Genomic DNA, 24,210 nt, shown 5'->3' with positions numbered 1-24,210 from the left:
CGGACCGCCCGAGCAACCCTCGGACGCGCAGTGTAGGGTGAGCCACCTCACCGGCAGAAGCGGACATACGGTCTTACCGATAACTGATGTCTTTCCTCCGTGAATTTCTAAACCTACCTCAAGGTAGGTCGTCCGTAACGCAGAAAGCAGTCGTTCTGCATCACCAACAGTTTCAGTTCCTATTACCCAATCATCCTGCAGGCGATCGGCTGCGCCGCGCTGAAGACCGGTCCTCAGCATCGGTCTGCTGTCGATGTAGCCTGAGAGAATATCCGCGACTATACGGGATGTATCGGGCCCTATCGGGATGCCCACGGACTGACCTCGATTACATTTACGGAGAAGTACGTCGATTCGATCACCCAAGCTGTCGTTATACTTCTTGCGGTTTTTCTTGACCCGTTCCTTACCATAGGCCGCCCAAAGCACCGAGTGGGTGTATATGGATGGATAGAAGCGAAGAACGTCTGATTTGACCTCTACATCGTAGGTAGCTCGAATGAGTTGTTTGTGCACCGCGTTGCTCTTGAAGTCGGGCTCCTCAATCGCCCTGTACGATTTGGATGAGATCATGGTTCTGGAGAAGCTAAATCGCTGCCGGTCCAGCCAGCGAGATATAGTCGCCCAGTTCCTTGTCATAACCGAAGCGAGCAGAAGCTGGGGCACTGGGTTTGTAATGTGCAGTTGTCGACGCTCGTTCTTCGCTTTTGGCGTCGAGTAGAGTTCGGGTTCAGTCTCGCTTATCTCCCAAAATTTCTGATGCTTTGCATGGCTGGGCTTCAGCGGGCCGCTCGCGGCCCATATCGCCAACAATTCCCGCGCATACTCGCCGAAATCCTCGGTTATAAAGGGGGCGGCAGCTCTTTTGGAAAGTAGCCCTTCGATAGCATGACTTGAAGCTTGTCCAAAAATACGCTCCCCGAGCCCACGATACGGAAGATCAGGGTAATTCACATGGGTTTCCTAAAAATTGCCAACGCCAAATGATGGGTTTCCAAAGGTGCGCTGGACTTGCCGACCTCGCACATGATGCTGAAGACCGAGGACGCCTTCACCGGACCCATGTTCGACGCCATCAACGGGATGCTGGTCGACATGCTCGCGGCCATTGTCCGCAAGTACTATGACGACCGACGCGCAGGCAGGCTCAAGGGGATCGCCAAGGCAAAGGCCGAGGGTCACATGAAGGTCCGTCCCGAAGACGCCGAGCGTAGCGAGGCGATCATGGACATGCTGCGGAAGGGCCAGAGCTGGGACACCATTGTGCGAGAAGGCGTCTTATCCTATCCGCACCAAGGGCGGGGCGTTGGCGGACAGCTTGTAGAGCCGCAGGCGAACGGGACGGCCAGCCCCTCTGACACCAATATGTCGCCCACATCTTGGCCATCGGCAAAGAGTGAGCCGCAACTTCGCCCGTAGTTGCACCTGTCGGTGCCCTCAGTGCCTGCCGGGCAGGAACATGGAACCATCTTCAGCTCAAGCTTCGCCGCAGCAACCAACTCTTTGAGGCGTGCCTTCGCTCGACGCCCGAGGTTTCCCTCAGAGTCGCACCTTGGCTCGATGCTTTCGGGTGCGTTGAAGCCAACCAGCCGGGTCCCCTTCGCGGAACTGTTGAGCCGAATGGTATCTCCGTCCGTTACGGTGAACTGGGTTCTGGCAAGTGGCACCCTGTAGCCTGCTGCGTCTGACCTCGCGAAGGAGGGCATGCTTGGCCAAGTGATTTGGCCGCCCTTGACAACGAACGAATAGATCAGGGACCCGACGACCAATGCGAGAGCGATCCCAAAGGTTCTGACGAACCTGCCTGCCAAGTATCGAACCTCCCGAACGAGTGGGTTGCGCCAACGGCGCGGTCGCCAACGCGGCGATGGGGGCTTGTAGGTGCCTGGATGTGCGGGTCCTATCGCCTCATAGAGCTTCGCCCACTGCTTCGCGCTCAACCGCGTGCGCGGGCCGTATTTCACCAATCGGTCACGCATATCGAGGAGGAACTGGCGCTGCCATTGGCTAAGGTGGCCGCGAACCAATGCAGCCTCGATACGGGATTTCAGATCGTCCTCAGGCTCCATTTCGGTGGCCCCGCCCCTTCGCAACAATACTGGGCGGCCGGTGCAGCATACAAGTCCGATGTGGGACGCGGGAGAGGACCGAAATCATGTGCGCATGGCCCAAGGAGGCCTAGAAGAACGGCTGTTGCTTGATGATCGGAATTGCCGGATTGGTATTGTGCACCGTAACGCCCCTGCACGATGCTGCTGACGCCGCCGGTTGCGACGGCATTGGCGACCGAGAACGGGCCGATCCACGGGAGCGATGGTTCCGTCCCACCGTTAAAGGCGAACGCTACGCCAAGCTCGGCATGCAAGAAGAGATAGTTGTCAGCGGACGCGTTAAGGGAGAGCGCATTGCGCTTGGTGAGCGCTCGCCACGGTATTGATGGCAACAACGTTCGCAGCAAAGGAAGCCTTCTCGCGCGCGATGGCAGCTGCGGACTCATCCGCGCTAATTGCGCCGATCGCCTGCGCCATCTTAATGTTTTTGAGACTCCCAAGTATGTTTGCTGGGCGGCAAACAGCGGGCTGTATTTCGTTCGCAGAGCCTCAAGCTCACGCCCCTGGTCCGCTAGGACGCCGTTCCGCTCCTTGCTGGCCCTTCGCACCGATACCGACCATGTCGTTGATGCGCGCCTGCAGCGTAGAGAGGTCGGTCGAAATGCTAATTAGCAGGTCGTCGCTACTTGCAGCCATTGCTTACTCCATGGCGGTCGATCGCGCCGGGCGCGGTGGGTATTTTGACATCTGCGGATTGCTGTAAAAAGGAAATGATGGCGCGCCGCGTTCAAAGGATTGGGCGGACCACGAGGTAGTGACGATACGACAGCAAAGCTGACTATCTCAGCGTCACTATATTGTTAACAAAACGTTACTGGCCATTTACTGGAATGCCATTTTTGCATAAAAAAGAGGCAGACGGTGATTCGCCGTCTGCCTCTGTCTGTTGCGTACTCACGGTCTTGTGGTGCCGAGTGGACGAACAAGACCGCGTGTCCGCTCCATAGCAGGTCGGTAACTAGCGTCCTGAGGCGTTTTTGACAAGCCACAGGAGCTACGTAATGGTCAGACATCCTCCCAAGCCCTGCCATTCCCAATTGCTCCGCAAAGCGCTCGAAAGGAGCAATTGCAATGGCAGACGTGCAGGTAACTTGCATCAACAAAGTCCCACGTGAGAACAAGCACGAGGCTATTACAAACCTCGGCAACTCCACCGGGAAATGGTCGAGATCACAAGTGATCCAATGGATCGAAGCGGGCACGCATACTTTCTACACATCGGTAGGCGGAAAGCGCGCCAACGTCGCTGTGGTCAATGGCCCCAACGAGAAATACGTCCGCACTCACGCGGATGGCCAGTGGAACGATAATTTGCTGGCGCTTCCTGAGTGTCCGTAACGCTCTAACGATGGCGGGTTTCGGCCCGCCATCACTTTCTTCTCGGAGATTATCCTATGACCAAACTGCCGACATACACTCTGTCGTTTGACAAGAAAAAACAGGACTGGAAACTGCATAAAGATGGTGCCGACCGCGCTACTAAGCGGTTCGAAACTAAAGCGGATGCCACCGCTGGCGGCGTTCTATCCAGCGCGATTGGGAAAGATGGCGGCTCTGTCCGGATTGAGAAAAAGCGCGGCGGATATGAAGAGGAGAGAACGTTCCCCCGCGATCGCGACCCTAAGAAAACGCCCGGTTAGCCGCATAGAGAAAGCCCTCGGCATGGTGACTTCTGATTGGATTGCCGCTGTCGCGGTCGCTGTTTCTTTGATCTCCGCCCTGCTAGCATGGCTGTCGGCCGCACAAGCCAAACGGCAAGCTGACGCCGTGCTTGGTGAGGTGAATCCTACGTTTGGCGTCTACCAGGCTGAGTATGTTGAGTATTCACGGCAGGCTAGCCTAAAATTCGAGATTCTGAACCACAACAGACGAGCGTTGCTTGTCCATGAGTTGTCGTTTCAATACCCGGACGATGTAATCGTGTTTACCGATCATGACGACCTGACCGGTGTGATTGGGTCTATCATCGAGGCAGTCAAACAAGGCGGGCGAACAAAGAAATTTGCAATCCCGCACCGTGTGAAGGGATGCGGGATGAACGCTGTGCCGCATGAACTGGTCATACCCTTTAGATGTGGGTGGAGAACTGACGTGAAGCCGAAGTCATTTCGCTTTTGCTTCAAGGCAGAATATAGGCAGGAAGGCGGCTTGGCGACGGACCGCGCCTATGGCTGCGTTGACGTTGAGCCGCCGAACATTCTCCCTTGAACGCGCCTATCGAAAGTACTCGGCTGCAGAATCGTCGTGGTCATCCGAAGGCGGCGCCCAACCTACCTTTGGGAACGACGCCGGCGTGGCTCCAAGTGAGCCCAGGCATTGGTTGAGCGCTCTCAGGCCCGCAACACCCAGATCTCCGCTGCGCATTTTCCCAACTAGTAGCGCGGTAAGACCGACAATCCCGCGGCGGCAATACCGCAGCAAAGTCGGCGCCATCTCTTTCCAGGCCGCTTGCCCTGGCGCCGACAGCCATTCGTATGGCTCACCGATCGGCCGATCGTCGGGCGGCTCGAAGTGATTGACGTATCCGGATTCTTGGCAAGCGTCCCGGAAAGCCGCAATTGCTCAACGCTTTTTGCAGCCACCACCGGTCCTTAGGACCATCGGCCCTAGATATCCGACCACCCTACACCGTGGGCCAGATCCTACCTTTCCAAACATAACTTTCGGATTAGGTCTTGCGCGCTTCTCGTCGCATCTAGTTCATCAAGATCGTACCCAGCCCTCCCCTCCTTCAGTAGGGAAACAGGTGCAAGATACGACATGCCACCAAAAAGGCGGACACAAACATCGTTCCTAGTGCGACTTGCGAGGACCACAGCAAGTGTTCGCTACTGCTCTTCATGGCAGCCTTGTTGGATTTCAGCATCTCATCGTAATGGGCGCAGACTTCAGCTAGGGCGATGTGGAGCGGCTTCCCACTTTCTGCATCAGATGCCCAGCCGGAGGGATAATTGCCCACAGCATCAAAGTCTATCGGCTTGGCCGCCTCAAAAGCGTAAAAGGATGAAACCGACATCCCAAACGTCGCAAATAGTCCAACGGCACCAAAGAAGATGTCGACGTGTTCGGACTTATAGATAGCAAGCGTGCCAGCGACGACTACGGCGACAACCGCAACCATGAAACCGAGCAACGTCATCGCCCTCAAATCTGCTGCCAAAGCCATTGTTAGTTGTGCATCAAGTCGGCTCTCAGCTTCCCGCAAGATTTCCTTTAGCGTATCGTTGTCTGCCTTTTCGAGGCGAGAACTAAGTGAGGAAGCCATGATTCCATCTTTCGAATTTCAACCTGAGAAACCGCCGGGAGAACGCAAAGGTGTTAGGCACGAGGCCCCCAGACCTTCTCCGCCACCGCCACCCAAGCCTGCGCCGCCGCCACCGCCCAAGCCACCTAAGAAGTAACCTCTTACACTAGTCTTCCACAAATAACTCCACCGCAGTCGGCTCTGGCGTGCGTACGTTTACGCACGCGAAACTCCGGCGCTTGCCGGTTCATCTATGGGAGTATGCGAATGGCAAAACGAACTGTATTTCACTCGTCGCCGTCAAAGAGCGGTTGGAAGGTGACGCAAGGCGGAAACACCGTATCCGATCACAAGACCCAGAAAGCATCTGAGGCCGCCGCAACGGCCGCAGGTCGCGCTGTTCATAAGGCTGGCGGCCTCGCCCAAGCGGTTTTGCACAAGGCAAAGGGAACAATTCGCGAGGAACGCACCTACGGTGCAGACCCACGAAAAACCAAAGGTTAAGTTGCGGCGTCAGAGCTTGCGTAGCACAAAGTGGTCAACCTCTGGGTGCGCCAAACAAAGCCAACTGGCCGACGCTCAACTAAGCGGTAGACCTTGTTGCCTGCCGCATCGTAGAGGCCCGTAAAGATTGGCGCCGCGTCAGCCTCACAAGGCGGCCCGGTCAAATAGCTGAAGCGAGCCGTGGAAGACCGGCAGGCCGGTGACGCTAGACCATGACCTGATCAAGGCCCTGAAGGCCGAGGGACGGTCTGTGAGGCAGCCAAAGAGGCCCGGTGTTCACCTTCTGCGGTCCAGAAGGTGCTGACGTCGGCGTGAGGGGGCTTACCCAAGCCATAGCAGCGGCGCGACAGGCGCACGGGCTCTAGTTCCGTCCGGCGCTGACGGCGCCAGATTCTGGCCGAGGATAAGATTGGTGCAGTTCCCACACCGGCGAGCGAGACCTAGACGGCCCTCTTGTTACCCCAGAGCAGAACATGCAGCTGCGGCAATACGCGGGCTTCGAACCATCTGTCTCGCGTCACCTTTTCGATCAGCCACTCCATGCGCCTCATGATTCCGGCAAGGTCGACAGCTGCGTCTTCCTCGCCACGGCGCGGTGGCGTGTGATTGCCGGGTTGCAGATAGACCGGGAGACGTGGAAATCGGGCGGCGGCGTCTTTGGCGAAGGCGTAGTCACTCTCGTCGAAAACGACGAGCTTGAGCACGACTTGCGGCTTCTCCCGCGCCGCTTCGATGCAAGCCTCGAATGCAACCCAATCGGTCCTCATTTCGCTCGACGGCGGCTTTGGGCTGAGGACCAGTACGTCAAGCTCGGCAAACCAGTCCTTGGCCACCGAAGCTTGGGTTTCCAGCGCGAAGCGGTAACCTTCAGCATGGCCCCGCTCGATCAGGCCGCCGAAGGGCTGAATGGCGGGGTTGCCGCCCGACAGGGACACCATAACTGGCCGGGCGCCGGAAAGCGCAACCACGTTTTGCCACACCGCGTCCACTGGCATCATCTTCCATTCATCGCGGAATTGGTTGTCAACCGCATGGAGGCTGTCGCACCAGGAACAGCGGTAGTCACACCCGCCGGTTCTGATGAAGACGGTCGGCAAACCGATGAGCACGCCCTCGCCCTGGATCGTCGGCCCGAATATCTCGCTGACCCGGATTGCGGGCCGCGTGTCGGTCACGGCCGGTACTCCGCCCAGGTTTTAGGGGTTTCGCTCACCCTCACGGCGGCGGTTTCCGGCAGCCGTGCCTTGCACCATTCATAGAAATGCCTGGCCAGGTATTCCGCTGTGACCTGCTCATGCGCGAGCGCGTCGTTGAGGTGCCGGTGGTCCAAGCTCTCGTCGATATAGTGTTTGAGCGGCGCCAGATCGTGATAGTCGCGCACAAAGCCGTGCGAGTTCAGCTCCTTGGCCGAGAGCTCCACTACGACGATGTAGTTATGCCCGTGCAGTCGCGCGCACTGGTGCTCGGGTGGCAAGGAGGTGAGCTGATGCGAGGCCGAGAAGTGGAATTCCTTGGTAATGCGGAACATCAGGCGCTCCGCCTCCGCAGCGCCTCAAGCCAGAAATCGGTGTCCTCATAGTCGGTCGGGTCGGCGTGCTGCGCCAGATGAAACGCTTCGCGCCGCTCGACGCAGGTCCCGCACCGTCCGCAGTGACGTTCGCCGCCCTTGTAGCAGGACCAGGTCTGCGCAAATGGGGTCCCGTGCCTTGCTCCATCGCCGACGATGTCCGCCTTGGTGAGGTTCACATAAGGCGTATAAAGACGGATCTGCGCGTCTCCGTCGAGCGCTCGGTTCTGCATCGTCTGGAAAGCCTCGATGAAGGCCGGACGGCAGTCTGGATAGATGAAATGGTCTCCGCCGTGAGCGGCCATCCCCACTGCTTCGAGCTGCTGCGCGGCGGCGAGTCCGAAGGCGATGGCCAGCATGATGGCGTTTCGGTTCGGCACCACCGTGATCTTCATGGTGTCTTCGGCGTAGTGGCCGTCCGGCACGTCGACACCATCGGTGAGCGCGGAGCCGCAAAGGCCGCGGCCGATTTGGCGGATGTCGATGATCTGATGCGCAATGTCCAATCGCTGCGCGCACATCGCGGCGAATTTCAGTTCTTTGCTGTGCCGCTGGCCGTAGTCGAAGGACAGCAGCCCGACAAGTTCGTGCTCCGCTGCCACTTTGTGGGCAAGGGAAACGGAGTCCAATCCGCCGGAGCAGATGACGAGAGTCTTCATCGTGGTATCCTTGTTTTGACCGGGTAAGGCTGCGACCGGAGATTTCTCTGCGCTCCCCCTAGCCCAGCCAGTCAACTTTGTGAACCCTGTGGCGCTGACTCGCCGAGGGTGCGGCTGGGTCGCGACACCGCGCAGCCTCCTTAGGTCAATGTTCAAACCCGGGCATACGCTTAGAATCACAAATGCGAAGCCTCGCGATATGGCTTGGGAAGAATTCCCGTACTCGTGGGAGAGCGGAGGCTGCGGAGGCCACGCGCTGCCTAACAAGAGCAAGGGAGTGAGCGTGGTGCCGAGAGGTAGTTCAGTGGGCGTGCCCCCTCGCTTCAGCATCAGTCCGAATCGGACAGCACGATGGGCGGCAGAACCCCGGTTAGGATCGGTCGTCAGCCGACATCTGTGAACAAGCCGCATGCGTCGTTGCAATCACCCCTCTACTACGCGCAATTGCCGACATGGCCTCGCAGGAACTGGATTGGGCGATTTTCCAGATGGCGGTCGAAAGCGTCCGCTCTCTCTCATCAAGTTTCAGCGAAAGAGCCGCGGAGATAGCCGCGAGGAGCCAGGGTACATTGGTTTTCGACGTGCGGGTCGACGATGACCCGCAGGTGCAGCGAATCGCGGCAATCCGGTATCGAGGCGAACAAACTGGCGTGGTCGCGTTGGACAGGCAGGGCCTTCTTACCCACTATTGCATGGTGAATGACACGTTCTCAGATCTGATGGCGCCTTTGGAGAACTGGACAAGCATGCCCCTCTCAACGCAGGCAAAGATCGATATCACCGTCCATGCCGGCCCCTTCCTCGCCGCCCTACGAAATGCCGGTCATCTGCTTGGCAGTTAGCGTGACTGGAATGCATGTGTGATCCTGCATTCCCCCCGAACGCGCCGCGAGCGGCGCCCGAGCTAGGCTCTCCGGGCGCGTATGGCACCTGCTGCTCGCGTTGGTGATATCCTGGGCAAACGGACCTGTGGCGCAAACGCTGGGTTCCAACAATGCGAAAACGAGAGACCTGTTTCCCGGCAACCAACGGGAAACCGGCCTTCCACCGATCAGGCAGCGTCCAATATGTCCGCCTCCGTCTCAAGAATTCCGGCGGGTAGGGACAGCGATTTTGCGATCCGGTCCCTATAACCCTTGTTGTATCTCAGACCGGACTCAATGTTCAGGATTTCCTCAGCGGCAAGCCCGCACGCCACTGCCAGGTCCTCGACGGAATATCCAAGGTGCTCACGATAAGCACGGGTGATGTGGGTCCCCGCCGACATGGCCGTCAACACCGGCTCGGGAATGCGTGAATCTTTCATAAACACCTCGAAGAAGAGCAAAGATGCCCGGCACCTCGGGAGAGTTCCTCTGGACCCGGACAGTCAAATGAATTGACTCAATTCAGCCTGGAGGTCTGGTGCATGAGGCACCTAAGACCAGCGGCCGGAGGCGGTATATGGTGGCTCAACCGGGTCCGATCAAGTCGTAACAAACTGACCGCCGCAACATGGTCTGATCGACTGCGCCGACCATGCCCGCGCCACCCAGTGGGGCTGATCACCGCCGACGTTCCGGGGCAGTAGTTCGGCTTGCTCAACCCTGGATTCGGTGTTCCTGCTGGCCTGCTAGCCATGTCGAAGCAGCCGCCCCGGGCCAACGGGAACGGGCAAACGAGAGTGCGCCCGAGACCCGAGCTGATTGGTGCCATAGATGACGCCACGCTCGCCGCAGACGGCCTATCCACGCCATGGATGATCATCATCCATACAATCACTTTGGCCAACCATTGCCGAATGCGTTACTCGGGCCTCGCACAGACCTCCCGAAGGCATGGATGAGAATTGGCCTCTTTCACAATCGTCATCCCTTTTTATCAGAAAAAAGCGGGGATTCTTCGCCGTTCGCTACAGAGCGTATTTGAGCAGACTTATACGGGCTTTGAGGTTCTGGTTATCGACGATGAGTCCCCTCTTCCGGCTGAGGTCGAGCTGGAAGCGCTTGACGCCGATCAGAGGTCGCGCATCACGGTCATAAGGCAGGCCAACGCCGGCCCTGGTGGCGCTCGCAACACCGGGCTTGAGAACGTTTCGCCTTCGACGCGTCTCGTCGCTTTCCTCGATTCAGACGACACCTGGCTGCCACATCATCTGCACAACGCTTTTGAGAGCATGTTGTGCTTCGGAGGGGACTGTTACTGGGCCTCAATTCAAGCGAGCGAAGAGTTCTATTACCACCTCGCAATATCCGAACTTGCAGGGGCGGACGGGTGATTCGATTGGGGGAGCAGCCGCTTGTCATCGAAGTTCCTGACCTTGCAAGCGCAATGCTGAAGGACTGGAGCTTTCTCCATCTTTCTGGAATGGTGATCGGCCGTACCATCTTCAAAAAAATCCGTTTCGACGCCACTCTTCGGCGCGCCGCAGAGGACGTGCTTTTCTTCTGCGATACAATCCTCGCCTCTCGGCGCAGCCTGCTCTGCGGTGATCCGGGCGTCGTGCGCGGCTTGGGCGTCAATATCTTTCACCGCATCGACCGCACATCGCGCCGCTTCCTGCAGCAGCAATTCAACACCTGGGCAGCGCTCGACGCGCTCGAAGCTTGCTTTGCCTGACGGCCAGAGGAAGTTGAGTCAATCGCCACCCTCCAAGGGCAGAGCGCGTCGCCAGGCGCTTTGGAGCCAGGCCGGACTTCTTCGTCGCGGCAAAGTGCCAAACGTCGGCCTGCTCGCGCGTTGGGCGTGGCGTGACCCTGAGTTGCTGCTGACACTGAGGGAACTCGGGACAGCTAAGTTTGCGGAGGCGAAATGACTCCATATCATTGGGAATCGAGCCACGGCAATTTGGTGACGACCTCAATCTCTGGCTATGGGACTTTCTGTTGCCTGGATTCCGGGAGGTGCACCAACAAACAATGCTCGTGGGCGTCGGCACGGTCCTGAATTCGGGCCTGCTTCCGCGCGGTGTGCACAAGCTGGTTGTGGGAAGCAGCCGCGGGGAACCGCAGCTTAGTCCCGATGGCTCGCTCGACGGCTTGAAAAGTCGCTTTGGTGAGGTGCTGAACGGAATCCGCAAAGATTATCTTTAAGCAACGGGACGCTCCAGCAAATGTCGAAAATCAGCGTGGCGTGCTGCTCGCGGCCAGACGAGGTCGCGCGATTGAAGACACGCGATGACAAAGTCCGCGAGCAGCGACTCGGGCCGGAAATTCCGGAACTCCGTGGTGCTGAGACTTGGCGAGAGGTGCGTTGGCGGGTCCCACGCAAGTCACGCCGTTCTAGCGCGAGGAAGCTTTGATCGCATCCATGGCGAGACAGGCGCGGTGCCGAGCAGTTGGGCATAGAGGACACCGACAGAATGGGGCTGCAGCCTGGGGCAGACCCGGACCCTGTTCGTGCGTGATACACAGATGCTTCTTGTCCGCATACCGGTGATTTCGATCGGTTTGGGGTGCTGGGGGCTTCCGGGGCTGATATTCAGCCGGGTGCTCACCGGTCTGTTCAGCGCTGTCGTCAACATGGTGGTGGTGGAGCGGCTCATCAATGTCTCGGTCAGGGCGCAGTTGTTGGCGAATTTCAGGGCGCTCGCCAGCTCGGCCGTTCTGGCCGCAGGTGTAACGCTCGCCGATCATTGCATTGGCGCTCAGACCACGCAGACCGGCTTGGTTCTCCAACTCGCCGTCCTCATCTGCCTCGGCGGAACTCTCTATTGCGGTTTCAGTCTCTTTCTCTGGATCGTTATGGGCCGTCCGGATGGGCCGGAAACCGAAGTGAGAAAGCTCGCTTTCAAGGTGCTGTCCAAAGTCAGCCACGCGTGATCTCCAGCTCGTCAATTCAAAAGAGAGGTACGATGCCAGGTGCTCAGGAACTAGAACTGATTGCTGCGCTGCAGGACATAACGCATGATTGCCTAAAGATGTTCGTCAGGCCCGATGAGCCGATAGCGATACTGGATTTTCCCGACATCAAGAACTGTGGCGACTCGGCAATATGGCTGGGATTGCCTATTTGAAGGATCGTTACGCAAAGCGGCCTTCCTATGTCTGCACGACGGACGATTTTTCCCATGATGAACTCAAGGGGACGGCTCCGAGTGGGCCCATATTTATCCATGGGGGCGGCAATTTCGGCGACTTATGGGTATCTCACCAGGACTTCCGGGAACATATACTGGAGTTGTTTCCCGACCGGCAGATCGTCCAGTTTCCGCAATCGATCCATTACAGCTCTCCGGAACGGCTTGAGCAAAGCAGACGCGCCATTGGCCGACATAAGAACTTCGTGCTGCTGGTGCGCGACGAGGAATCCCTTCTGTTCGCCCGGGAAAAGTTCGATTGCCAGGTGCATCTCTGCCCCGACATGGCTTTTTGCATCGGCAGTGTGCAGCCTGATGCGCCCCGCTTCCCGGTGCTCGCGATGCTTCGCCAGGACAAGGAGCAGGTCGGAGCGGTCGATTTCTCTGTCTATCCCCATATCCCAAGGGAGGACTGGATCACCGAGCGCCACTCGAGGGTGGGCGTTGCAAAAGCGCTCGGTGCGGCATCTGCGTTGCTGCACCTCAGCCCCTCAGAAGTGCGGTTGCGCAAACTGAATGCCGCGGCCAACAACCGCTTTCGACGCGGCATCCGGCAGATTTCCCGTGGCAAGGCCATCCTTACGGATCGCCTGCATGTGCACATCTGTTCGATTCTCATAGGGCGCCCCCACGCGGTGCTGGACAACAACTACGGAAAAATTCGCCGGTTCATGAACGCTTTTTCAGGGGGTACCGATCTATCCTACAAGGCAATGTCGAATGACGACGGCATTAGATGGGCAAGAGAACAGGCGGTTGGCACAGTCAAAGACTGGAGACTGTCATGACTGCCGTAACGTTCATTGTTCCTGTCAGGCATCAGGATAACGCGCGTGATTGGGGCCTCCTGAAGAGGAACCTCGCCCAAACCGTCACATCCATTGCCAATCAAACCAACCCCGATTGGCGAGGCATAGTGGTTGCCAATGACGGGGCCGATCTTCCTGTCATGCCCGATAAGTTCTCGGTGGTCCGGGTGAGCTTTCCACCGAACGACATTCATGAGCGAGGCGATGCAACTGAGAACGACTTTCTGGATTCATTCCGCGCCGACAAAGGCCGCCGTGTTCTTGCCGGCATGCTCAATGCCGCTGGCAGCCGCTTCTTCATGATCGTTGACGACGACGATTTGGTAAGCTCTCGTATCGTGCAGTATGCTTCTAAGCATCCGAACGAAAACGGCTGGAGGATTGACAAGGGGTATCGCTGGGACGATGGCGGCAATGTTCTGCTCTGTCGTGACCAGTTCAGTCACTATTGCGGAACATCGCTGATCATTCGTTCGGATCTGTACGGGCTGCCGGCAAAAATCGAAGATGCCCCCATCGAATGGATCAAAGATACGCTTGGCAGCCACGTCCGTATAGCACCAGCTCTGGCCAAGCGCGGAACTCCCTTGAATTGCCTCCCGTTCCGGGCCGCTGTGTACCGTGTTGCACACCAGGGGTCGCACAATAAGACTCCGAGCCTCATGCAGATGTATTTCGTAAGCAGAAGCGCTCTGAAGCGCCCCTTCCGTGTCGCGAGAAATCTCGCCGGGTTGCGTCTGTTGTCAGCTCGCCACAGGAAAGAGTTCTTCGGACGACCGGAATAGACGGGCGGCTGCAAAGTTGTAGCAGGGCTTGAGCAATATTGGCGTTTGCGGCTGCGCTCTACGGCCTTAACGCGCGAGTTCGACATGCCTGATTGGTTGCCTGGCCTGAATTGCGTAACCCATTGTCAGCCCAGGTAAGGGAATCGACTCACTATCGGTCAGGGGCAATTCAGGAGAATCTTGGCCACCGCTTCAGCATGAGCGGCCATTAGGCGGGGACTCTATTCTCCAGCTTCTGACATCCGCAAAGGAGGGTATCGCATTCGCGATCGAGGGCCGAAGGTCTCTCGGTGGCACCGGCTGCGCCAAACCATACCTTAGCAAGCCAGGCCGAAGCGCTCTGTCAGTTGGCATGGCTTTTGCGCTTGAACCGTCCAAGCCGACGGGCGCTTTGCATCTACGGTATGGATGAACACCATGCATAGAATCAGTTTTGTCGATCGTACCCGAACCGACATAAGCGACAGCACCTGCGGTGCATCGGCCCGTATCGCTGCTTCAATCGCTGAGGCACGAAACGTCCGAGTCGGGCAACGGCACGCCCGGGAGTCTGAGGCGGCATCGAGGAGTTCAACCAATCGGCGTCGGCGGTCAAGGACGCCGCGACCTGATCAGACATTCGAGAGCGCCGTCCTTTGCGAAAAGATGGAGAAGCCGTTGAAGCTTGCCGGTAAAACCGTTGTCGTAACCGGTGTCTGCTCCGGGGTCGGCGCCGAAGTCGCCCGTCTCGCCCGGTGCGAAGGCGTGCGTCTTATTGGAGTCGATCTGGAGGATCCCGTCGTGATGCTGGACGCGTTCTTTCGCATCGATCAGGATTCTCCCGAAGAAATTGATGCAGCGCTTACCCAGTTCCCCGAACGCATCGACGGCCTCGTCAATGCCGCAGGCGTCTCGGGCACGCTGGATCGGGACATTGTCGCACGCGTGAATTATCTCGGGATACGTCATCTGTCACATGCACTTGCCTTCCGAATGCCCGAGGCCTCTTCGATCGTGAATTTCGCCTGCCTGCATGACCCCGAATGGCCCAAGCGGGTTGATCTGCATAAGGAACTTGCCGCTACTCAGAGCTTTACGGATGGACTGGCTTGGCCGGCCGCCAGCCCGGTGCCGCAGGAACCTGCTATCGCTATTTCAGGCGCCAGCATTGACTGGATACAACTGGCCGGCGGCCTGATCTTCGCCGCGCTCATGGCATACCCGCCAGCGAAGACCGCCGCCGGGTCATCAGACCTGACGGCAACTCCATTCGACTTGACGATCGCGAAATGGATGCGATGGCGGACAATTCACAAACGAGCACAAGGAAATCCTTACATGAGATCCTCACCGAAAGAGACCGCCACCGCGGCCATCCCGATTCATCGAGTGCATCCCCCGTCTTTCTGGAAGGGGATGATCCTTGCTGCGACCGTGATCGTCCTCGTACCGAGTAGTCAGGTTTCGGCTAAGGGCAAGGGACAAACCGTTCACCACATAGATCAGGCAGCCTCAGTTGGTTGGGAGAGGAAGAAGATGGAAGAACTTCCGGCGGGAACAAAGTTCAACCACGCTAACAGGGATGGGGTGTGGGGCGGTCGCGGGCAAAGCGGGCACACGGGCGACGCAATTTGGATGACCTCAGAAAACGATGTAAACACGGCACGCGGCTATGCAGGTAGTTCTGGAAAGTACTTTGTTGTCGAGGCGAAAGAGCCCCTGAAATTAGCGGTCATGGACGAGCAGGGTAATCAAGTGTTCCCCGATGAACTAGGCGCATGGGCTCCCTTGGCGCAGAGATACGGCTTGGATGGAGTGAAGACGGAATATGGAAGCTCGTACGAGGTGATTTTATTTCACAGAAGCAAGATTGCACCTGTGGAAGAACGTGGTTTCGATTAGCACAGACGCCAGCGCACGACGCCATCGAGATAGGTGCCGTCCTCGTTGAGGGGGATGAAGTTTGCGAGTTCGGTCATGGTCTGTGTCCTGAGTGTGTGTTTCCCGACGGGAAAGCCCTTTCGAGCGAAGCCTCCCCGGTCTTTCCGGGGGGATGGCGAGAGCCCGCCCCACTGCGGCGGGCGGGACTGTCAAGTGGCGTGGTGCGGAAGGTGGGGGACCTTCTCGGTCCGCTCGCGGACTGGGCAGAAGATTTTCCACCTTCACGGGCCGCTTGACCGGCCCGGCCGGCGATGCCCCCTCCTCGTCATCGCGCAGTGGCGCGCTGCATCGCTTCACGTAGGTATCAAAGCCGTAAGGCTGATTCCTTTAGTAGCTCCGTTGGAAAGCGCGCGGGCGGTGATTGAGGTCAGCTTCCTGTTGCGCACCGCTCCCTTGCTGGAGCCGCCAGCCTTCGCCGCAATATGGACCCCCCGGACCGTCGATAGAGGCCTCATGTGAGCTTCTGAAACGCCTTTGGCCAACGGCAGCGCGATGACGCCTTCAAGCGTGGGAAGATCTTAAGCGTATGCCGACAGGCCGAGAACCGGCTGCCATAATACAGGTCCGTTCAAACGTCCCCTCCAGCGGATGCGCATGAGGCTAGCGTGCGAAACCTCGAGAAAGCCGGCGACCGCCTCCGTGTTGCCCACCGCCTTGGGATGCCCGATGCGCGCCAACGGCCAAGTTGCAAGACGCAGGATCCGTTCCATGCGCGTATCGGTCACTGTCACGATCCGAGTGAGTTCGTTCGACAAGCCGAATTCGATCATGCCCGCGAATAGCTCGTAGGTTGCTTGGGCCAGCCCTCCAGCCTTGGGCGTTGATGCAGGGAGATCGAGTGCGAAACGACTGCTCTCCCAAATGCGGGCACTCGCTGGCGCCGCGGTCTCGCCAAGCAGCATCGGAAACGTGTCGCGCAACATTGTCGGTCCCGTCGTCGGCAAAAAACGGACGCAACCGCGAATGCGCCAGTCGGATCCTTTGAGAAGGAGATAGACGGGCCTCAGCCCGTCATATGCGTCTGTTTCCAGTTCCTCTTCGGTCTGAACATCCCAATCCAGCCTTTCCTTGAAAACGCGATGCCTCAGTCCGTACATTTCTTTGAGCTCGCTTGAAAACTCATCGTAGAGCTCAGGTGTGATTAGCTGCATCATTTGTCGCCTCCGTGCAGGATGTGGTCCCGCCATCGAAGAGCAAAGCCGACAATCATGCAGCCTGTAGACCTTTACAGGTATCCGCAGAAAGGAATCAGGATCTCGAATGTCGGGAAGAAGCCAGCCGTGCTACGGCTTGGTTGATGGTTCGCACGCCAAGTTTTGCCTTGGCGTTTTCCAGATGGAAGGTCACGGTTCGTTTCGAGACGCTGAGAATCTGGCTGATATCCCAGGCCGACTTGCCGTCCGCCGCCCATTTCAAGCATTCGAATTCTCGCGGGGTCAGGATTACGCCATTGACCACGCAATCTTCGGCGAGCCTGCGCCGGGCAAATATATGAAAGCTGATCGCGACCAGCTGCAATGCTTGCTCGTACCGTGTCAGTGACCGCAAGAGAGGCGGACGGGGCTGGTCGGAAGCCAAGGTCAGCGCAGCAAAGCGGCCGCGATGGTCATGTATCGACATGGTCAACCCGGAACGAATGCCAAATCGAGCTGCTTCTTCCAGAATCCGTTGCTGTGAAGCCGGGAGATGTTGCCGAGCTAAATCCACACCCCAATCAAAGGTGTCCCAGCCTTGAAGCCCGCGCAGGATCACCGGATCATGCCTGTGGTAGCGCAATTGCATATAGCGCGATGTCCAGGATGGGGGATAATTCGAAATCAAGCGCGGCTTCCGGCCGGAAGCTGACGGGCAACTGAAATAGGCAAAGAGCGGAAAGTCTAACGCGGCTGCGGCAGACGCCATTGTCTCACACAGATCGACAGCATCGACGCTTTCGGAGAGTTGCTCGAGGAAATTTTCAAACACGCGATGCATCTGCGCTTTGCATAAACCTCCGTGCCGTTGCTCGGCGCAGACCTTCGTCTAAATGATTGGCGATCCATTCGACGTTTGCGAGCTGGTCGGCTTAATCGCGGGCATTGCTCTGCTCCTGGTCAATGAGCCTGTTGTGCGGCGATGCAGCGCCGCGAGCCTCTAATTTGTTGCACCAATTGGTGACATTCCTATGTTGTCGATAAGCCGTATGTCGCCTAGCCATGCCGCGACAAGCAAGCGTGCCGGTTGGTCAAGGCTCGTCAGCGGTTGCAGATCTGCCTCGCGGCGAAGTTCCAGGTACTCGACTTCGCGATAGCCGGCAGCCAGGATTGCTGCGCGCGCTTCCGCAAGAGTGGGAAGGACAGGAGCGCCGCGCGCAAGCCGATCGGCCACCCCCAGCAAGACCGCTGCCAACTTTGGGGCAATGGCGCGCTGTGCTGGCGAGAGCCGAAGATTGCGCGAGGACAGTGCAAGACCGTCGGCTTCGCGGATTGTCGGACAGGCCAGGATGGTGATTGGAATGTCCAGGTCGCCGACCATGCGCCTGACCAGCTGAAGCTGCTGAAAGTCCTTTTCGCCAAAACAGGCCAAGTCAGCGCCGGTCTGCAGGAAGAGCTTGGAAACGACTGTCGCCACGCCGTCGAAATGGCCCGGCCGAAAGCTGCCGCACAGGCCCTCGCTGATGCCGGACACCGAAATGCTCGTGGCGAAGCCTGGCGGATACATCTCTTCTGCATCCGGCAGATAGAGCAAATGCACGCCGAGCGGCGCAAGCCTTGCAGCATCTTGGTTTTCCGTGCGAGGATAGGCATCAAGATCGGTGGCACTGTTGAATTGCTTGGGGTTGACGAACAGCGTCACGACTACCCGATCGGCCTTCTGAAGCGCAGCACGCACGAGACTGAGATGACCTTCATGCAAGGCCCCCATGGTCGGTACAAGGGCGACCTTGGCGCCTGAGCGACGCCATCGCGCGGTAACAGCGCGGAGCTCGGCAGTGCTTCGAACGATCGGCACGCTCATGTGACGTCTCCGGCCCTCGCCTCGTGTGTGTAGAGATGTTCCGCCGCCGGAAAGCACCGTCTCCTGACGTCAGCGGCATAAGCCGCAATCGCTGCATCGGCCTGTTCGCCAAGTTCGGCGTAGCGCTTGACGAATTTCGGCCGGAAGGAGCTGAAAAGCCCGAGCATATCGTCGCTCACCAGAATCTGGCCGTCGCAGGCGAGTGAGGCGCCGATGCCGATGGTGGGGACGGCGATCTCCGCAGTGATGCGTTTTGCGAGGGGTTCGGGCACCTTCTCCAGCACCACGGAGAATGCGCCGGCCTCCGTAACCGCATTGGCATCGCGCCTGATGCGCTCGGCATCTTCTCCCCGCCCCTGGACGCGGTAGCCACCGAGCGTATTGACCGCCTGAGGCGTTAAACCGACATGCGCCATGACAGGGATGCCGCGGGCGCAGAGGAAGCGGATGGTCTCGGCCATTTTCTCACCGCCTTCGAGCTTCACAGCCGCACAACCGGTCTGCGCCATCAGGCGCGCAGCGTTGCCGAAGGCCTGCACGGGGCTCTCTTCATAGGAGCCGAATGGCAGGTCAACGACCATCAATGATCGCACCAGACCGCGGCGCACCGCCTGGCCGTGCATGATCATCATGTCGAGAGTGACGCCCAGCGTCGATGAGAGGCCGTGCAATACCATGCCAACGCTGTCGCCAACGAGAACGACGTCGCAGTGTGGATCAACCAATCTGGCTATCGGCGTGGTGTATGCCGTCAGGCAGACGAGTGGAGCCTGGCCTTTCCGCGCGCTGATATCCGGCGGTGTGATCGCCTTTGTCTCACCCGTTGCACTCAACGATGCATCCTTCCCTAGCGTTACCCCCCGCGGGTGTCGCGTTTGGCATATTTTTGTGCGAGTGCGAAGTGCAAAAAAGATCGTCCAGCTGTGCGGTGTTGACGTTCGTGCAGCAACGCTTAAATTCAATCGATTGATAACCCCGAATTCGGGAACAACTCACCTTCGCGAACATGAACCATCAGGCAAAAGGAACCAGAAAAGGCAGAGCCGCGGTCAAGGCCGACGAAGCAAAAGTGGACCTGATCGCCGTTGTCGTCGCCGTAACTGACAGTGATCCCTGTCTTCTCACCATCGGGAACGCGGATACCCTTCCGTCCGGCCCCTATGCGCTGGAGCATCGATCGCTGCAATCAGGTCTGAGGGGTTGGGTCGAGCAACAGACCGGCCACCCGCTCGGCTATATCGAGCAGCTCTACACCTTCGCCGATCGGGACCGCATAGGTGCCGAGCCCCAGGAACGCGCCATCTCAATCAGCTATCTCGCACTCACTCGCAAGGAACAGGCAGCGGGCTCCGCTAGTTGTGGGTGGCGCAGTTGGTACGAGTATTTGCCCTGGGAAGATCATCGCTCCGGCACGCCGGTGGTGCTCGATATCTTACGACCACGCCTGAGTGAGTGGGCTGAGGGCGCCAGCGACGCCACCACGCGACGCGAACGCCTGCAGCGCGCCGCGATTGCCTTCGGTTTCGACCACCGCAATTGGAATGAGGAACTCACCCTACAGCGTTATGAGTTGCTCTATGAATCTGCCCTGATCGAAGAGGCTGGCCGCGGGCGGGACGCAACGCCTGCGGTGACATCTGGCAAGGCAATGGTCGCTGACCATCGACGAATCCTGGCGACGGGCATTGCGCGGCTACGCTCCAAGATCAAATACCGGCCGGTGGTTTTCGAGCTCATGAGGCCGTCCTTCACGCTGCTTCAGCTGCAGCGGACCGTGGAGGCCCTCGCCGGGAGGCTCATCAACAAGCCGAATTTCCGCAGGCTTGTTGAGCAGCAAGAGTTGGTCGAGGAAACTGGCGAGACCTCCCTCGAGACGGGCGGGCGACCGGCAAAGCTCTATCGGTTCCGGCATGCCGTCCTCGACGACAGGGCTGGGGCCGGGACAAAATTGCCGCTCGCGCGGGCTTGACATACTTATAGTCAAGGTAGACATATTCCCCTTATTGTCAGATCGAATATAAGCGGAGGCGCTGATGACTGGGGCGTTACCTACGGCTGCGTCCCTGTACGAGCGCGTCCGGCGGGTGATTCCGCCAGTCGAATGGCCGGCGTTTACCGACGACCTTGAAGCCATCCTTGCGCTGAAGCGCGATCGAAACGCGGTCATCCTTGCGCACAACTACCAAACGCCGGAGATCTTCCATTGCGTGGCCGACATCGTCGGCGACAGCCTCGCACTGGCCCGCAAGGCGGCCACGGTCGAGGCGCAGGTCATCGTGGTTGCCGGCGTGCATTTCATGGCCGAGACGGCCAAGCTGCTCAATCCTAACAAGATGGTCCTCATTCCGGACCTCCGCGCCGGTTGCTCGCTGGCCGAATCCATCACGGCAGAGGACGTGCGGCAGCTACGGCAGCGCTATCCGGGGGTCCCGGTTGTCACCTACGTCAACACTTCGGCAGCGGTAAAAGCGGAGTCGGACATCTGCTGCACCTCGGGCAATGCCCGCGCGGTGGTGGAATCTCTCGGCGTGCCGCGCGTGATCATGGTGCCCGATCAATACCTGGCGATAAACGTTGCGGCGGACACGGATGTCGAGATCATCGCCTGGAAGGGCCACTGCGAAGTGCATGAGCGCTTCACGTCGACCGACATCCGGGAATTGCGCGATGCACATCCTGGGGTCATCGTGCTCGCCCATCCAGAATGCCCGCCCGAGATTGTCACACAAGCGGAATTCTCCGGCTCGACTGCGGCCATGTTGGATTATGTCGAGCGGGAGAAACCAGCGCGCGTCGTCCTGCTGACCGAATGTTCGATGAGCGACAATGTCGCGGTCGCGCATCCCGAAATCGAGTTCATCCGCCCTTGCAATCTCTGCCCGCACATGAAGCGCATCACCTTGGCCAACATCCGCGCCGCGCTCGAAGAGAACCGGCATGAGGTTCGGATCGCCGCCGGGATTGCAGAGCGCGCGCGCCACTCAGTCGAGCGAATGCTTTCCATATGAGCCTCGACGTTCATGACATTGGCGGGGCACCGGTGATCATCGGCTCTGGTTTGGCAGGCCTGATGACCGCGCTCCATCTGGCGCCGGAACCGGTTGTGCTTCTATCTAATGCGGGGCTGGGAACCGGAGCCTGCAGCGAGCTCGCCCAAGGCGGTCTTGCTGCAAGTGTCGGCGGCGAAGACAGTCCCGAACTTCATCTTTGTGACACCCTGGCGGCCGGCGACGGCCTCTGCGACGAGGCAACGGTGCGGCGAGTGGTCCGAGCTGCACCTGAAGCGATCAGGACTCTAGAGCGGTTTGGAGTCGCATTCGACCGACGCGCTGATGGCGCCTTGCGGCTGGGGCTCGAGGCGGCGCACTCGCAGCGGCGGATCGTGCATGCGGCGGGCGATGCCACCGGTCGCGAACTGGTGCGCGCGCTGGTCGCGGCAGCACGGCGCACAGCCTCCATCACTGTCCTGGAAAACGTCGAGGCCCGCCGGCTTGTCGTGGAAGACGGGGCGATCATCGCCGTGGTCGCGGCCGGGTGCACGGGCGCAATCGCCTTGCCAACGCGCCGCGCGGTGCTGGCGACCGGCGGCATCGGCGCCTTGTTCAGCGAGACGACAAACCCGCCTGGCTCATGTGGACAGGGGCTCGCGCTCGCCGCTTGTGCCGGGGCGGAGTTCGCCGACCTGGAATTCGTGCAATTCCACCCGACCGCCCTCGAGGGCCCGCGGCGGCCGATGCCGCTGGTGAGCGAGGCGGTGCGTGGCGAGGGTGCTGTGCTCGTCGACGAGCAGGGAGAGCGTTTCCTGGGTGATACCCCAGGGGGCGAGCTTGCGCCTCGCGACGTGGTTGCGCGCGCGGTTTGGCGCCAACTCGCTCTCGGACGCCGTGTGTTTCTTGACGCCAGGCAATGTCTGGGTCCCAGATTTGACAAGCGCTTTCCGGCGATCGCCGATTTGTGCCGCCAGGCCGGCATCGATCCGGCGACCGACCTGATCCCGGTGCGCCCGGCCGCACATTATCACATGGGCGGTGTTGCAGTAGACGCTGCGGGCCGCAGCTCCATCGAGGGACTGTGGGCATGCGGCGAGGTCGCTTGCACGGGTCTGCACGGCGCGAACCGGCTCGCCAGCAACTCGCTTATCGAAGCAGTGGTGACGGCGAGCTGGGTTGCTGAAAGCGTCGCCGACGCATCACACACCCGGCGACCACGCGTGTGTTCGGCATTCGTGCCTCAACGGCCGGACGCCTCCGGCATCCGTCCAATCGTCTCCGCCGCGCTCGGCATCGTCCGCGACGGCGAGACGCTACGCGACGGGGTGGCTACCCTGTTGCCGGTTGCAGCTCACGACAGCGCGGCGTCTGACCCCGCCATGGTCGCGCTGATGATCGCCATTGCGGCTCTGCGGCGCGAAGAGAGCCGCGGCTCGCACTATCGTTCCGATTTCGCCGGACGCGATGCAGATGCGCGCCAGTCACGACTGACACTGCGCAGCGCAATACAGACCGCCGTCGCACTCAGCTGGCGAGCGCCGATGCGGAGTACCCTGACATGAAATTCTCACCGCTTCCCTCAACCCTGATCGAACCGATCGTGCGCGGTGCTCTTCTCGAAGACCTGGGCAGATGCGGCGATCTGACCAGCGAGGCCGTGATCCCGCGCGATCGCACCGCCACGTTGGTGCTGAAGTCGCGACAAACGGGGATCGTTGCCGGGCTCGATCTGGCCGCCTTCGCCTTCATGCTCGTCGAACCTGCGATCGACATGCAAATCTGGAGAGTTGACGGCAGCGATGTCGCGGGGGGCGAAATCATCGCCATGCTGTGCGGACCGGCGCGGGGCCTGCTCACCGCCGAGCGCACGGCGCTCAATTTTCTGTGTCATCTAAGCGGCATTGCCACTGCCACGGCAGCGATGGTCGAAGCCGTGCGTGGCCACAAGGCGAGGATCGTGTGCACGCGAAAGACGACGCCCGGCCTGCGCGCGCTGGAGAAATATGCGGTACGCGTCGGCGGCGGCGCCAATCACCGCTTCGGGCTCGACGACGCCTTCCTGATCAAGGACAACCACATCGCGATCGCCGGCGACATTCGCACGACAATAGAGCGGGCGCGCGCTGCCGCGGGGCACATGGTGAAGATCGAGGTCGAGGTCGAGACCCTCGAGCAGCTCGATACAGCGCTCACGCTGGGGGTCGACGCGGTGTTGCTCGACAACATGTCGGTTGAGGACCTTGCCCGCGCCGTGGCAATGGTTGGGGGCCGCGCCGTCACGGAGGCTTCCGGCCGGGTGACACCGAAAATGGCACCGGCGATTGCTGCGACGGGTGTTGATCTCATCTCGGTCGGATGGCTGACACACAGCGCGCCCATTCTCGACATCGGCCTGGACATGCCAACTCGCGGGAACATCAGCACTCATTTGAACTAACGGGAAACACAATGGGGAGCAACGTGCTCGGGCTGCGCGCACCAAAAGGCGCGAAAGAGCACGCTTCATGCGGCTCACCCTTCATTACTTCCGGATCCCAATATTGCGCCCACCGACGAGCCAATCGGAA

The 24,210-nt window shown here is 59.4% G+C and carries 23 protein-coding genes and 3 pseudogenes; 15 read left to right on the top strand and 11 right to left on the bottom strand.

The window, feature by feature from the left end; genetic code table 11:
• Nucleotides 1-954 (bottom strand): RNA-directed DNA polymerase (locus FJ490_RS26475; protein ID WP_140700728.1); only part of this gene is annotated, 954 nt, incomplete at its 3' end.
• 329 nt (nucleotides 955-1,283) lie between these two features.
• Nucleotides 1,284-1,706: a thermonuclease family protein gene (locus FJ490_RS33345; RefSeq protein WP_224655965.1), complete on the bottom strand. Its 423-nt coding sequence runs from the start codon at nucleotides 1,704-1,706 to the stop codon at nucleotides 1,284-1,286.
• Nucleotides 1,707-3,182: 1,476 nt separating this feature from the next.
• On the opposite strand from FJ490_RS33345, the gene FJ490_RS26455 reads away from it, so the two are divergent.
• The 3 genes from FJ490_RS26455 to FJ490_RS26445 are packed head-to-tail and all read left to right on the top strand — an operon-like array spanning nucleotide 3,183 to nucleotide 4,319.
• Nucleotides 3,183-3,449 carry a DUF3892 domain-containing protein gene (locus FJ490_RS26455; RefSeq protein ID WP_064993282.1) on the top strand — a complete coding sequence of 89 codons (267 nt, stop codon included), beginning with the start codon at nucleotides 3,183-3,185 and terminating at the stop codon, nucleotides 3,447-3,449.
• 56 nt (nucleotides 3,450-3,505) lie between these two features.
• A complete protein-coding gene (locus FJ490_RS26450; RefSeq protein WP_084015674.1) occupies nucleotides 3,506-3,751 on the top strand; it encodes a DUF2188 domain-containing protein in 246 nt (81 codons plus the stop codon).
• A 22-nt stretch (nucleotides 3,752-3,773) separates the two neighbouring features.
• On the top strand, nucleotides 3,774-4,319 hold the full coding sequence (locus FJ490_RS26445; protein ID WP_086081355.1) for a hypothetical protein: 546 nt from the start codon (nucleotides 3,774-3,776) through the stop codon (nucleotides 4,317-4,319).
• Nucleotides 4,320-4,842: 523 nt separating this feature from the next.
• On the opposite strand, the gene FJ490_RS26440 is transcribed toward FJ490_RS26445, so the two are convergent.
• Nucleotides 4,843-5,376, bottom strand: coding sequence for a hypothetical protein (locus FJ490_RS26440; protein WP_064993284.1), 534 nt, complete (start codon nucleotides 5,374-5,376; stop codon nucleotides 4,843-4,845).
• 246 nt (nucleotides 5,377-5,622) lie between these two features.
• On the opposite strand from FJ490_RS26440, the gene FJ490_RS26435 reads away from it, so the two are divergent.
• Nucleotides 5,623-5,859: a DUF2188 domain-containing protein gene (locus FJ490_RS26435; protein WP_086081356.1), complete on the top strand. Its 237-nt coding sequence runs from the start codon at nucleotides 5,623-5,625 to the stop codon at nucleotides 5,857-5,859.
• A gap of 440 nt (nucleotides 5,860-6,299) precedes the next feature.
• On the opposite strand, the gene queE is transcribed toward FJ490_RS26435, so the two are convergent.
• From queE to queC, 3 genes are read right to left on the bottom strand one after another with little or no spacing between them, the layout of a single operon-like run.
• The gene (queE, locus tag FJ490_RS26430) at nucleotides 6,300-7,034 is read right to left on the bottom strand and encodes a 7-carboxy-7-deazaguanine synthase QueE (RefSeq protein WP_064993285.1); all 735 of its coding nucleotides are present in this window, start codon (nucleotides 7,032-7,034) and stop codon (nucleotides 6,300-6,302) included.
• Complete coding sequence (gene queD / locus FJ490_RS26425; protein ID WP_013533306.1) at nucleotides 7,031-7,387, bottom strand: 6-carboxytetrahydropterin synthase QueD; 357 nt, start codon at nucleotides 7,385-7,387, stop codon at nucleotides 7,031-7,033. The genes queE and queD overlap by 4 nt, the downstream gene beginning before the upstream one ends.
• Nucleotides 7,387-8,085: a 7-cyano-7-deazaguanine synthase QueC gene (gene queC, locus FJ490_RS26420; RefSeq protein ID WP_064993286.1), complete on the bottom strand. Its 699-nt coding sequence runs from the start codon at nucleotides 8,083-8,085 to the stop codon at nucleotides 7,387-7,389. The genes queD and queC overlap by 1 nt, the downstream gene beginning before the upstream one ends.
• 452 nt (nucleotides 8,086-8,537) lie before the next feature.
• On the opposite strand from queC, the gene FJ490_RS26415 reads away from it, so the two are divergent.
• The gene (locus FJ490_RS26415; RefSeq protein ID WP_064993287.1) at nucleotides 8,538-8,927 is read left to right on the top strand and encodes a hypothetical protein; all 390 of its coding nucleotides are present in this window, start codon (nucleotides 8,538-8,540) and stop codon (nucleotides 8,925-8,927) included.
• A gap of 209 nt (nucleotides 8,928-9,136) precedes the next feature.
• On the opposite strand, the gene FJ490_RS26410 is transcribed toward FJ490_RS26415, so the two are convergent.
• Nucleotides 9,137-9,391, bottom strand: a complete 255-nt coding sequence (locus tag FJ490_RS26410) for a helix-turn-helix transcriptional regulator (protein ID WP_064993353.1) — start codon at nucleotides 9,389-9,391, stop codon at nucleotides 9,137-9,139.
• A 522-nt stretch (nucleotides 9,392-9,913) separates the two neighbouring features.
• Here FJ490_RS26410 and FJ490_RS26405 point away from each other — a divergent pair.
• From FJ490_RS26405 to FJ490_RS33340, 6 genes and pseudogenes are all read left to right on the top strand, one after another.
• Nucleotides 9,914-10,879, top strand: a pseudogene (locus FJ490_RS26405) (glycosyltransferase family A protein).
• A pseudogene (locus tag FJ490_RS26400) lies at nucleotides 10,876-11,057 on the top strand (polysaccharide pyruvyl transferase family protein); the annotation flags it as partial. The pseudogenes FJ490_RS26405 and FJ490_RS26400, both read left to right, overlap by 4 nt.
• A 405-nt stretch (nucleotides 11,058-11,462) precedes the next feature.
• Nucleotides 11,463-11,885 (top strand): hypothetical protein, encoded by a 423-nt coding sequence (locus tag FJ490_RS26395; protein WP_224713362.1) that lies wholly within the window; start codon nucleotides 11,463-11,465, stop codon nucleotides 11,883-11,885.
• Nucleotides 11,886-11,917: 32 nt separating this feature from the next.
• Nucleotides 11,918-12,930 (top strand): annotated as a pseudogene (locus FJ490_RS26390) (polysaccharide pyruvyl transferase family protein).
• Nucleotides 12,927-13,736 carry a galactosyl transferase gene (locus FJ490_RS26385; RefSeq protein WP_064993289.1) on the top strand — a complete coding sequence of 270 codons (810 nt, stop codon included), beginning with the start codon at nucleotides 12,927-12,929 and terminating at the stop codon, nucleotides 13,734-13,736. Before FJ490_RS26390 ends, FJ490_RS26385 begins: the two are co-directional and overlap by 4 nt.
• A gap of 657 nt (nucleotides 13,737-14,393) precedes the next feature.
• Complete coding sequence (locus FJ490_RS33340) at nucleotides 14,394-15,617, top strand: hypothetical protein (protein WP_224655955.1); 1,224 nt, start codon at nucleotides 14,394-14,396, stop codon at nucleotides 15,615-15,617.
• A 557-nt stretch (nucleotides 15,618-16,174) separates the two neighbouring features.
• Here the strand turns inward: FJ490_RS33340 and FJ490_RS26370 are convergent.
• The 4 genes from FJ490_RS26370 to panB all read right to left on the bottom strand — a co-directional run bounded on the left by FJ490_RS26370 (nucleotide 16,175) and on the right by panB (nucleotide 19,486).
• A complete protein-coding gene (locus tag FJ490_RS26370; RefSeq protein WP_064993291.1) occupies nucleotides 16,175-16,810 on the bottom strand; it encodes an acyl-homoserine-lactone synthase in 636 nt (211 codons plus the stop codon).
• 94 nt (nucleotides 16,811-16,904) lie between these two features.
• Nucleotides 16,905-17,630, bottom strand: coding sequence for a LuxR family transcriptional regulator (locus FJ490_RS26365; protein ID WP_064993292.1), 726 nt, complete (start codon nucleotides 17,628-17,630; stop codon nucleotides 16,905-16,907).
• 159 nt (nucleotides 17,631-17,789) lie between these two features.
• The gene (gene panC / locus FJ490_RS26360) at nucleotides 17,790-18,653 is read right to left on the bottom strand and encodes a pantoate--beta-alanine ligase (RefSeq protein ID WP_064993293.1); all 864 of its coding nucleotides are present in this window, start codon (nucleotides 18,651-18,653) and stop codon (nucleotides 17,790-17,792) included.
• Nucleotides 18,650-19,486 carry a 3-methyl-2-oxobutanoate hydroxymethyltransferase gene (gene panB / locus FJ490_RS26355; RefSeq protein ID WP_064993294.1) on the bottom strand — a complete coding sequence of 279 codons (837 nt, stop codon included), beginning with the start codon at nucleotides 19,484-19,486 and terminating at the stop codon, nucleotides 18,650-18,652. Before panB ends, panC begins: the two co-directional genes overlap by 4 nt.
• A gap of 173 nt (nucleotides 19,487-19,659) precedes the next feature.
• Between panB and FJ490_RS26350 the strand changes: the two genes are divergently transcribed.
• From FJ490_RS26350 to nadC, 4 genes are all read left to right on the top strand, one after another.
• Nucleotides 19,660-20,622, top strand: coding sequence for a hypothetical protein (locus FJ490_RS26350; RefSeq protein ID WP_064993295.1), 963 nt, complete (start codon nucleotides 19,660-19,662; stop codon nucleotides 20,620-20,622).
• Between the two features lie 64 nt (nucleotides 20,623-20,686).
• On the top strand, nucleotides 20,687-21,661 hold the full coding sequence (nadA, locus tag FJ490_RS26345) for a quinolinate synthase NadA (protein ID WP_064993296.1): 975 nt from the start codon (nucleotides 20,687-20,689) through the stop codon (nucleotides 21,659-21,661).
• Nucleotides 21,658-23,205: an L-aspartate oxidase gene (locus tag FJ490_RS26340; RefSeq protein WP_064993297.1), complete on the top strand. Its 1,548-nt coding sequence runs from the start codon at nucleotides 21,658-21,660 to the stop codon at nucleotides 23,203-23,205. Before nadA ends, FJ490_RS26340 begins: the two co-directional genes overlap by 4 nt.
• Nucleotides 23,202-24,080, top strand: coding sequence for a carboxylating nicotinate-nucleotide diphosphorylase (nadC, locus tag FJ490_RS26335; RefSeq protein WP_064993298.1), 879 nt, complete (start codon nucleotides 23,202-23,204; stop codon nucleotides 24,078-24,080). Before FJ490_RS26340 ends, nadC begins: the two co-directional genes overlap by 4 nt.
• The last annotated feature ends 130 nt before the right edge of the window (nucleotides 24,081-24,210 follow it).

Origin of the sequence: Mesorhizobium sp. B2-5-11 (assembly GCF_006440835.1) — a bacterium.
Classification (GTDB): domain Bacteria; phylum Pseudomonadota; class Alphaproteobacteria; order Rhizobiales; family Rhizobiaceae; genus Mesorhizobium.
This window is presented reverse-complemented; position numbering and strand designations above follow the sequence as displayed.